This window comes from Flavicella sp., from assembly GCF_029238425.1.
GTDB lineage: Bacteria > Bacteroidota > Bacteroidia > Flavobacteriales > Flavobacteriaceae > Flavicella.
Genome location: NZ_JAQWGB010000016.1, coordinates 1 through 9,341, shown reverse-complemented (window position 1 = coordinate 9,341; position 9,341 = coordinate 1). Strand labels below are relative to the sequence as shown.

General features: G+C 34.4%; 8 protein-coding genes, 1 tRNA gene and 1 pseudogene. 8 read left to right on the top strand and 2 right to left on the bottom strand.

Translation table 11 applies throughout. The annotated features are described in order from the left end of the window. The 8 genes and pseudogenes from P8H68_RS00905 to P8H68_RS00870 form a co-directional block, all read left to right on the top strand. A pseudogene (locus P8H68_RS00905) lies at positions 1–270 on the top strand (bifunctional phosphoribosylaminoimidazolecarboxamide formyltransferase/IMP cyclohydrolase PurH); the annotation flags it as partial. A gap of 79 nt (positions 271–349) precedes the next feature. Continuing rightward, positions 350–1,378: a rod shape-determining protein gene (locus P8H68_RS00900; RefSeq protein ID WP_300320409.1), complete on the top strand. Its 1,029-nt coding sequence runs from the start codon at positions 350–352 to the stop codon at positions 1,376–1,378. Positions 1,379–1,428: 50 nt separating this feature from the next. Further along, complete coding sequence (gene mreC / locus P8H68_RS00895; RefSeq protein WP_300320408.1) at positions 1,429–2,229, top strand: rod shape-determining protein MreC; 801 nt, start codon at positions 1,429–1,431, stop codon at positions 2,227–2,229. Then, positions 2,222–2,740: a rod shape-determining protein MreD gene (locus P8H68_RS00890; RefSeq protein WP_300320405.1), complete on the top strand. Its 519-nt coding sequence runs from the start codon at positions 2,222–2,224 to the stop codon at positions 2,738–2,740. Before mreC ends, P8H68_RS00890 begins: the two co-directional genes overlap by 8 nt. 8 nt (positions 2,741–2,748) lie before the next feature. Next, the gene (gene mrdA / locus P8H68_RS00885) at positions 2,749–4,632 is read left to right on the top strand and encodes a penicillin-binding protein 2 (protein WP_300320402.1); all 1,884 of its coding nucleotides are present in this window, start codon (positions 2,749–2,751) and stop codon (positions 4,630–4,632) included. Further along, positions 4,613–5,890, top strand: coding sequence for a rod shape-determining protein RodA (rodA, locus tag P8H68_RS00880; RefSeq protein WP_300320399.1), 1,278 nt, complete (start codon positions 4,613–4,615; stop codon positions 5,888–5,890). Before mrdA ends, rodA begins: the two co-directional genes overlap by 20 nt. 81 nt (positions 5,891–5,971) lie before the next feature. Beyond that, a complete protein-coding gene (locus P8H68_RS00875; protein ID WP_300320396.1) occupies positions 5,972–6,616 on the top strand; it encodes a porin family protein in 645 nt (214 codons plus the stop codon). Positions 6,617–6,619: 3 nt separating this feature from the next. Next, positions 6,620–7,570 carry a hypothetical protein gene (locus P8H68_RS00870; protein ID WP_300320394.1) on the top strand — a complete coding sequence of 317 codons (951 nt, stop codon included), beginning with the start codon at positions 6,620–6,622 and terminating at the stop codon, positions 7,568–7,570. Positions 7,571–7,905: 335 nt separating this feature from the next. Here the strand turns inward: P8H68_RS00870 and P8H68_RS00865 are convergent. Both P8H68_RS00865 and P8H68_RS00860 read right to left on the bottom strand, forming a co-directional pair. Next, positions 7,906–7,980: transfer RNA gene (locus tag P8H68_RS00865), tRNA-Val, on the bottom strand. A 56-nt stretch (positions 7,981–8,036) separates the two neighbouring features. Further along, complete coding sequence (locus P8H68_RS00860) at positions 8,037–9,257, bottom strand: folylpolyglutamate synthase/dihydrofolate synthase family protein (protein WP_300320391.1); 1,221 nt, start codon at positions 9,255–9,257, stop codon at positions 8,037–8,039. Between the last annotated feature and the right edge of the window lie 84 nt (positions 9,258–9,341).

The window sequence follows — 9,341 nt, the reverse complement described above, 5'->3', positions numbered from 1 at the left end:
TGTGCTGGTGGAACTGGACAAACGTCTAGAGTAGATGCTTTAGAGCAAGCAATTACTAAAGCCAAAACATTTAATTTTGATTTAAAAGGTGCAGTAATGGCAAGTGATGCATTTTTCCCTTTCCCTGACTGTGTAGAGATTGCTGGTAATGCGGGTATCGAAGCTGTTATCCAACCAGGAGGTTCTATCAAAGACCAATTATCTGTTGATTACTGTGATGCAAACAACATAGGAATGGTTTTCACAGGAACTCGTCATTTTAAACATTAATTTATTAAATTTGGAGAATGTGTTCATCTACAGAAGATGAACACATTCTTTATATTAACATAACACCACAAAAAGAACTATGGGTTTTTTTGATTTCATGATTGAAGATGTTGCTATTGATTTAGGAACTGCAAACACACTTATCATTCACAATGGAAAAGTAGTTGTTGATGCGCCCTCTATTGTAGCTAGAGACAGGTCTTCTGGTAAAATAATTGCAACAGGTCAGAAAGCAAACTTGATGCAAGGAAAAACTCATGAAAATATCAAAACCATCCGTCCTTTGAAAGATGGTGTAATTGCAGATTTCCAAGCATCTGAGGAAATGATCAAGGAGTTTATCAAAAACATTCCTTCTATCAAAAAAAGAATGTTCCCTCCTGCTTTGAGAATGGTTATTTGTATTCCTTCTGGAATTACAGAAGTTGAGAAAAGAGCCGTTCGCGATTCTGCAATGCATATGAATGCAAAAGAAATCTATCTTATCTACGAACCAATGGCTGCAGCAATTGGGGTTGGGATAGACATCATGGAACCAAAAGGAAACATGATTATTGATATAGGTGGTGGTACTACAGAAATTGCTGTTATCGCTCTAGCAGGTATTGTATGTGATAAATCTGTAAAAGTAGCCGGTGATTTATTTACTGGAGACATTATGTATTACATGCGTACACAACACAATTTATTTGTGGGTGAAACTACTGCTGAAAAAATTAAAATTCAAATAGGTGCTGCAACTGAAGATCTAGAAACTCCTCCGGATGACATGCTTGTTCAAGGACGTGATTTATTAAGTGGTAAACCTAAACAAGTACAAGTTTCTTATAGAGAAATTGCCAAGGCCTTAGACAAATCTATTTTGCGTATTGAAGATGCAGTAATGGAAACTTTGTCTAAAACTCCTCCTGAATTGGCTGCGGATATTTACAACACAGGTATTTATTTAGCCGGTGGTGGTTCTATGTTAAGAGGTCTTGACAAACGTTTGTCTAAAAAGACTGACTTACCGGTATACATCGCTGAAGATCCGTTACGTGCAGTTGTTAGAGGAACAGGTATTGCTCTTAAAAAAATAGAAGTATACAAAAGTGTTTTATTAAAATAATAATAGTTTTAATACGTTACAGTATTGAACTTTTATAGCCAACAATATCAATGCAGCAAATTGCCTATTTTATTGAAAAATACAAATATTTCTTGCTTTTCCTCTTGTTGGAAATTATTGCTATAGGCTTTACAATACAATCGCACAGTTACCACAAAAGTCAATTTTTTAATTCTGCCAATGCTATTTCCGGTGGATTATTAGAGAAATCTACTTCCATTTTTGAATACGGGGTCTTAAAAAAAGACAATCAAAGACTTGCGGAAGAAAATGCAAGATTGCGTTCTCTTGTCAGTAGCGACTCCTTACATTCAGAAAACATTGACAGTCTTTCCATAGAGAACAAATATATTTCAGCGAAAGTCATTCAAAATAGTTATACGAAACGAAATAATATTCTTACCTTAAATAAAGGGAGACTGGATGGTGTAGCTATAGACATGGGGATTGTGAATAACACAGGAATCATTGGTGTTGTCAATAAAGTTTCTAACAACTATGCAACCGTATTGAGTGTTTTAAATAGCAACTCAAAAATCAACGCTCGTCTTAAAAAAAACAATTATTTCGGAACTCTTACCTGGAATGGGCAAAATTATAGATATTCTCAATTATTAGATATCCAAAGACAAGCGGATATCCGTATCGGAGACACTATTGTTTCTGGTGGTAAATCAATACTATTTCCTGATAATACTCCCATTGGAATCATAAGAAGTTTTGATGCTACAAATAAAAGTTATGACAATATAGAGGTTGAATTATTCATGGACATGAGTAATATTGGTTATGTGTATGCGATTCAAAACATAGACAAAGAAGAAATTTTAGAATTACAAAAAAATGACTAGAGATACATTGATACTTGCTTTTCGGTTTGTCCTATTGGTTTTAATTCAAACCCTAGTCTTGAACCACATTTATTTTTTCGGTTTCATCAACCCAAACTTATATTTACTATTTATTTTCTTGTACCCAATTGAAACTAAACGTTCCAACTTTTTAATAGTTTCATTTTTATTTGGTTTTTGCATTGATATATTCTCCAACACAGGTGGTGTCAATGCTGCTGCTACAGTTGCAACGGCATATTTTAGCTTACCTATACTAAACCTAATACTCAACAAGCAAGACACTGATTTTAAATTATTCAAATTGAATAATGAACCTGTTATAAGAATCGTGACTTATGTTACCATACTTACTTTTCTACATCATTTTATTTTATTCGGTTTAGAATATTTTAATTTAAAAGAAATTGGAACTATCTTGTTCAAAACATTCACCAGTGGATTGTTTACAATAGTCCTTATTGTTCTTTCTATTTTACTGACAAGAAAAAATAAATTCATGAACCAATAATTACAATAATGAAACGCGGATATCTTTTATCATTTTTCATTATTTCTATGGCTTTCGTCTTTATAGGAAAGCTTTTCTATCTACAAGTAATTAGCCAATCGAATACCGGAACCAACCTTAAAAGTTCCACAATTAAAAAAGTATTTGACTACCCTGAAAGAGGATATATTTATGATAGAAACGGGGAGCTATTGGTTGCCAACAAACAATCTTACAATCTAATGATCATCCCTAGAGAAGTAAAACCTCTAGACACTTTAGAATTTTGCAAATTATTAGATATTGACAAAGCCTATTTTTTAAAGAGATTTGACAGGGCTAAACATTGGTCTCGACGACTTCCCTCTGTTTTTTTAGCACATTTATCAAAGGAGGACTACGCGTATCTTCAAGAAAAAATGCACAAATACAAAGGTTTCTTCATCGAAAGAAAACTTTTAAGAAACTATCCTCAAAATTCTGCTGCCAATGTTTTAGGCTATGTAAATGAAGTAAATGATGAAATTGCTCGAAGAAATCCTTATTATCAAGCAGGGGAATTGATCGGAACAACCGGTGTTGAAAAACAATACGAGAACTTCCTAAGAGGTAAAAAAGGAGTTAAATATCTGCAAAGAGATCATTTCAATAAAATTATCGGATCCTACAAAGGTGGGGTTTTTGATACGATTCCAGTTGATGGGAAGGACCTAACTCTTACTCTAGACAATGAACTTCAATTATATGGTGAAGCACTCATGGCAGGAAAAAGAGGAGGAATTGTTGCTATTGAACCAGGTAGTGGTGAAATTCTCAGTTTGATTACCATGCCAAGTTACAACCCTAACCTAATGGTTGGTAGAGAACGCTCTAAAAACTCTGTTATCTTTTTCAGTGACAGTATAAATAAACCTATGTATGACAGGAGTCTTTTGGCTCAATACGCACCAGGATCGCCTTTTAAAATAGTACAAGGACTTGTTGGATTACAAGAAGAAATAATTACACCTACTACTTCTTTTCGATGTTTTCATGGGTATAAATACGGAGCTAGAAACTCCGAATTCATGGGATGCCACTGTGGAATCTACAACAAACCAATTCAACTTAGACAAGGTTTAGCAAAATCTTGTAACAGTTATTTTTCTAATGTCTACAGAAAAATTATTGAAAAATATCCAACGGCCTCGGAAGGAATGAATGCATGGAGTAAACATATGAGAAGCTTTGGCCTGGGACAATATCTAGGGTATGATTTGCCACAAGGACAAAAGGGATTAATTCCGGATGCTGCTTTATACAATCGTTGGTATCCAGATGGAAGATGGAGAGCTACTTACACGATTTCGAATGCTATCGGACAAGGGCAAATTTTAACAACCCCTATTCAATTGGCAAATATGACTGCTGCCATTGCGAACAGAGGAAGTTTTTATACTCCTCATATTTTAAAAGAAACGAGCGACGCTACTCCTATCGATTCTATGTATACAAGTCTTAAACATACTAGTATCAACCCTAAATATTTTCCACCAATTATTGAAGGAATGCACGATGTATTTAAAACGGGAACTGCCAAACACGTTCGATTAAAAGACATTGAAATCTGCGGAAAAACAGGAACAGCTGAAAACTTTAGAAGAATCAACGGAGAGAAAATACAATTTGAAGATCATTCCATTTTTGTGGCATTTGCTCCAAAACACGATCCTAAAATTGCCATTGTTGTTTATATTGAAAATGGAGGTTTTGGTTCTATGATTGCAGCCCCAATTACCAGTTTGATGATTGAAAAATATCTCACAAGAAAAACCACCAATAAATATTGGGAGCAAAGAATGTTACACACCAATCTAGAAGAAGAATATCAAAAACAATTAATACTATCTAATAGTGAGAGCACAGAGGAATAACATATTTTCTGGGATAGATCTAACATTAGTTCTGTTATACCTTTTCCTAATCGTTTTTGGTTGGATGAACATCTATGCCGCTTCCTATTCAGATGAGCATTTTGAAGTTTTCGATTTCACAACAAAGTATGGAAAACAAATGATGTGGATAGGCCTTAGTTTTGTACTCATCATCTTAATTCTATTTATCGACGCTAAACTATATGAACGTTTCGCCTCATTAGTATATATCGGCTCTTTAATTTCTCTTGCAGGTCTCTTTGCATTCGGTAAGCGCATCAACGGTGCCACCTCTTGGTATGATCTTGGCGCCACCAGTTTACAACCCTCAGAATTCGCAAAATTTGCGACCGTTTTGGCTCTTGCCAAATTATTATCAGACAAGCAGTATGATTTGAAATTGGTAAAAAATCAAATCAAGGCATTTATTATTATATTTCTGCCCGCTATATTAATTACCCTGCAACCAGACCCTGGATCTGCTTTGGTATACACCGCATTTTTCTTTGTTCTCTACAGAGAAGGCTTACCCATATATTACATCGCTATTGGGGCCTTTGCCATAGCCTTATTTATATTGACACTAGCCTTCGGCTTTAATCTTATATTACTAAGCACCTATGGAATGTTTACACTGTTTATCCTGTATATTTTATTTTATAGGAATATTTCTCTAAAATTTCATTGGTTGAAAATATCGGCTGTTTACGCTCTTTGTGGTCTTTTTATTTTTAGTGTAGATTATGTCTACAATCATATTTTTGAACAAAGACATCGAGATCGTTTCAACATCTTATTAGGAAAAAACACAGATACTCGAGGGGTTGGATACAATACAAATCAATCCGTACTTACCATTAAATCAGGTGGGTTTTCTGGAAAGGGATTTCTTGAAGGGGATCGTACCCAAGGAAATTTTGTACCAGAACAACAAACCGACTATATATTTAGTACCATTGGAGAAGAATGGGGCTTTCTTGGTACTTCCTTTTTGGTGATTGTATTTACACTTTTTGTTTTAAGAATTATCCAACTTGCCGAACGACAAAAAACCACTTTTAGTAGGGTTTATGGCTACGGCATCGCTGCTGTATTTTTCTTTCACTATCTTATCAACATCGGAATGGTGATTGGTTTATTTCCAACAATCGGAATTCCTTTACCTTTTTTTAGTTACGGTGGATCTGGTTTATGGGGCTTTACAATTCTTCTTTTTATTTTCATCAAATTGGACGCTAGTAAATCTTATGAATTATAGACTTAGGTGCCTATAATCTTAAAAAAGTCATAAAGCATTTTTATTCTTACAATAAAACATATAGTTAATCAACCTAACCTTATGCAAAAAACTACTTTATTATTATTTGGACTCCTACTCATGTCCATATCAACCTACTCACAGACAAAAGTCGGTGTATTGGCAGGAATAAACATGAGTAAATTAAATGGTGATATTCAACCAGACACAAAATACAAAAGTAAAACTGGCGGAAATTTCGGACTATTTATAGATTTAAAACTAGCCAAAAACATATACCTAAGCATACAGCCTTCGTATAGTCAAGAAGGAACAAAGATCACTCATAAAGTAGATGGAGCATATGAACCTATAGATAGTATTAAAGTGAAATTAAATTATTTCTCATTACCTATACTTTTAAAAGTAACAAGCACAAACGAAAAATTTTACGCTATTGGAGGAATAGAAATCTCAAAACTCGCAAACAGTTCAATGACACCAATTGGAGGTGAAGAAGAAGATATAATTGTAACTATCGAACCCTGGAATTTCTCAATGCATTTTGGTGCAGGTATACGTTTCCCACTTGGATTTACAACATTATTTGTAGAAGCTAGATATACACAAGGATTCATGAACATAACGGAAGAATCCGTGGTAAACGACTTATTACCTAGAGTTAAAAGCTCTAGCATAAAATTTCTTACAGGTATAGAAATCCCATTAGGTAAAAATAAAAACTAAATTATGATGAAAATAAAACTACTTCTAATCGTCATTTTTTGTTCTTGTTTCAGTTCAATTTTTGCTCAGAATGAAATTGACAAATCACATCAAAGAATACCAGAATTATTCGGACATAAATTCTTAACTACAAGTCAATTGAAAAGTCCGTTTATCTCTACAAATCTTCTAACAGATATTGGTGTTGGGAGCACCTCATTGATTAAAATCCCAGGAATCACACTTGAAGACGGAAGGGAATTATTCAGCTTCCAAGGGAAAATTATTTATGCTGATTTCAATTTACAATACCAACAACAATTCACCAATTGGCTTTCTTTGTTTGTATCCATTAAAATGGCTGGGAGAATTGGTTCAGATCTATCAACAATAGTTGCAGATGGTGTAAACACTGTATCAGGTGGAGACATTGGCTGGCTCATCAAGATAAAAGAAACAGAAAAATTCTATCTATCCGGCTCTATAAAGGCAAACAATTTGATCGGTAGTTTTATCGACGTAACGGAATACATAGAAGATATTATAGACGGAGATCCGTACCTAAGATTAAGTAAAAAAATCCCAGCTACATCTCTTGGAATTGGTCTGCGCGGCGCATACGCTTTAAACCCTTCTTATGGATTGCAATTTAATGCAGAAGCGATTCATGGAGAATCTTTACAGCGTGGAGCAACAGACACCTATTACTCATTGGGTATTTTAGGTGATGTAGATTTAAATGAACAGCACGATACACCTATCGCTTTAGCCATAGGATATTCAATAACATCAACACCAGAAGTATCTATGAACAACAGAGGTTTCTCTAGTCAATACATTGGAAAAATAGGTTATTCTGGCTCTGATGACTATGAACTAGGCTTACAATATACTTTTTATAAAGTCAATTTAAAAAGTGTAGAATCTACAACTGCTATCAGCAAGATCATGTTAGGACTTAAATTCTATTTCTAAAGAACCTACAACTCATAAAAAAGGTCTACGTAACAGTAGACCTTTTTTAGTTTTATGAAGAACTTAGACAGGAATACAGATCTCTAAACTCTACATTTTGAAAATTAAGTCTACTCAGCTTACCAGCTGAATGTCTTTTTTGTTTTCCGGAAACTCTCAAAACTCAACAGATATAATCAGGATTACATATCCCTAGTTCACCCCGCTTTGAGAATTAAGTCTACTCAGCTTACCAGCTGAATGTCTTTTTTGTTTTCCGTAAACTCTCAAAACTTCGTTTTGGGGTTTCCGGAAAACAAAAAAGTCTACACTTTCGTGTAGACTTCATTCATTCGTGGGCAATGAGGGATTCGAACCCCCGACCCCCTCGGTGTAAACGAGGTGCTCTGAACCAACTGAGCTAATTGCCCTTAGCGGTGGCAAATATAGAACCTTTGTTCGATGTGACCAAACTTTTTTTTAATTTTTATTGTAAAATTTCAGCTACTACAAATGTACTCCCGCCAATATAAATACAATCATCAATAGCTGCATTCTTACTAGCATTTTCATATGCCTCATTTACAGAAGAAAAGACTTCTCCTGTCAAACCAAATCCCTTTGCTTTAGTGCAAAGTGTATCCAAATCCAAGCCTCTTCCTAAATTAGGTTTGCAAAAATAATATTTTGCTTTTTTTGGAAACAAAGGTAAAACGGATTGCAAATCTTTATCATCCACCATACCCAATACTATATGCAAACGATCGTAAGATTCCTTTTGCAACTGCTTCATCGTATAGGTCAAACCTTCTTTATTATGTGCTGTATCGCATATCGTTTTAGGTGTATCCTGTAAAATCTGCCATCTCCCAAGCAACTTGGTGTTTTTAATTACTGAACTCAAACCTAACTGTACAGCAGCATCTGAAATTGAAAATCCTTTATCTTGCAGTACTTTTATAGTCTGATAAACCGACTTGCTATTATTCTTTTGATAATCGCCTAATAAATCCGACGCAATACTTTCTAAAATCAACTCAGAAGCCAAAAACAATTCAGCATCATTCTCTTCTGCCAATTTATTAAAAACAGGAAGAGTTTCCTTTTGATATTCACCAATAACAACTGGAATATTTTTTTTGATAATCCCGCCTTTTTCAAAGGCAATTTTCTCTAAAGTATCCCCCAAGAATTGGGTATGATCTAAACCAATATTTGTAATCAATGAAACCTCTGGAGTTATAATATTTGTTGAATCCAATCTTCCCCCTAAACCTACTTCTACCAACGCAAAGTCAACTTTTTCTTCACTGAAATATTCAAAAGCCAAACCTACTGTCATTTCAAAAAAAGACAAATAATTCTCTTCAAAAAAAGACTTATTCTTTGCAATAAACTGGATTACATTTTCCTCAGGAATCTCTTCTCCATTTATTTTGATTCGCTCTCTAAAATCGACCAAATGGGGAGACGTATACAAACCAACCTTATAGCCTGCTTCTTGCAACACAGACGCCAGCATATGACTACAAGACCCCTTTCCATTGGTACCAGCAACGTGAATGGATTTAAAATTCTTATGCGGATTTCCTATATGATCAACTAACAAGAGAGTGTTGGATAAATCTTTTTTATATGCGGCAGCTCCCTGTCTTTGATACATAGGTAACTGAACAAACATCCAGTCTAAAGTTTCTTGATAATTCATGTATATTTCTTATAAATAACAGCAACTAGAAACCTCTAGTTCCTTAGAAAAAAGTGTGATTTATTCAGATAATGAAAAATGATA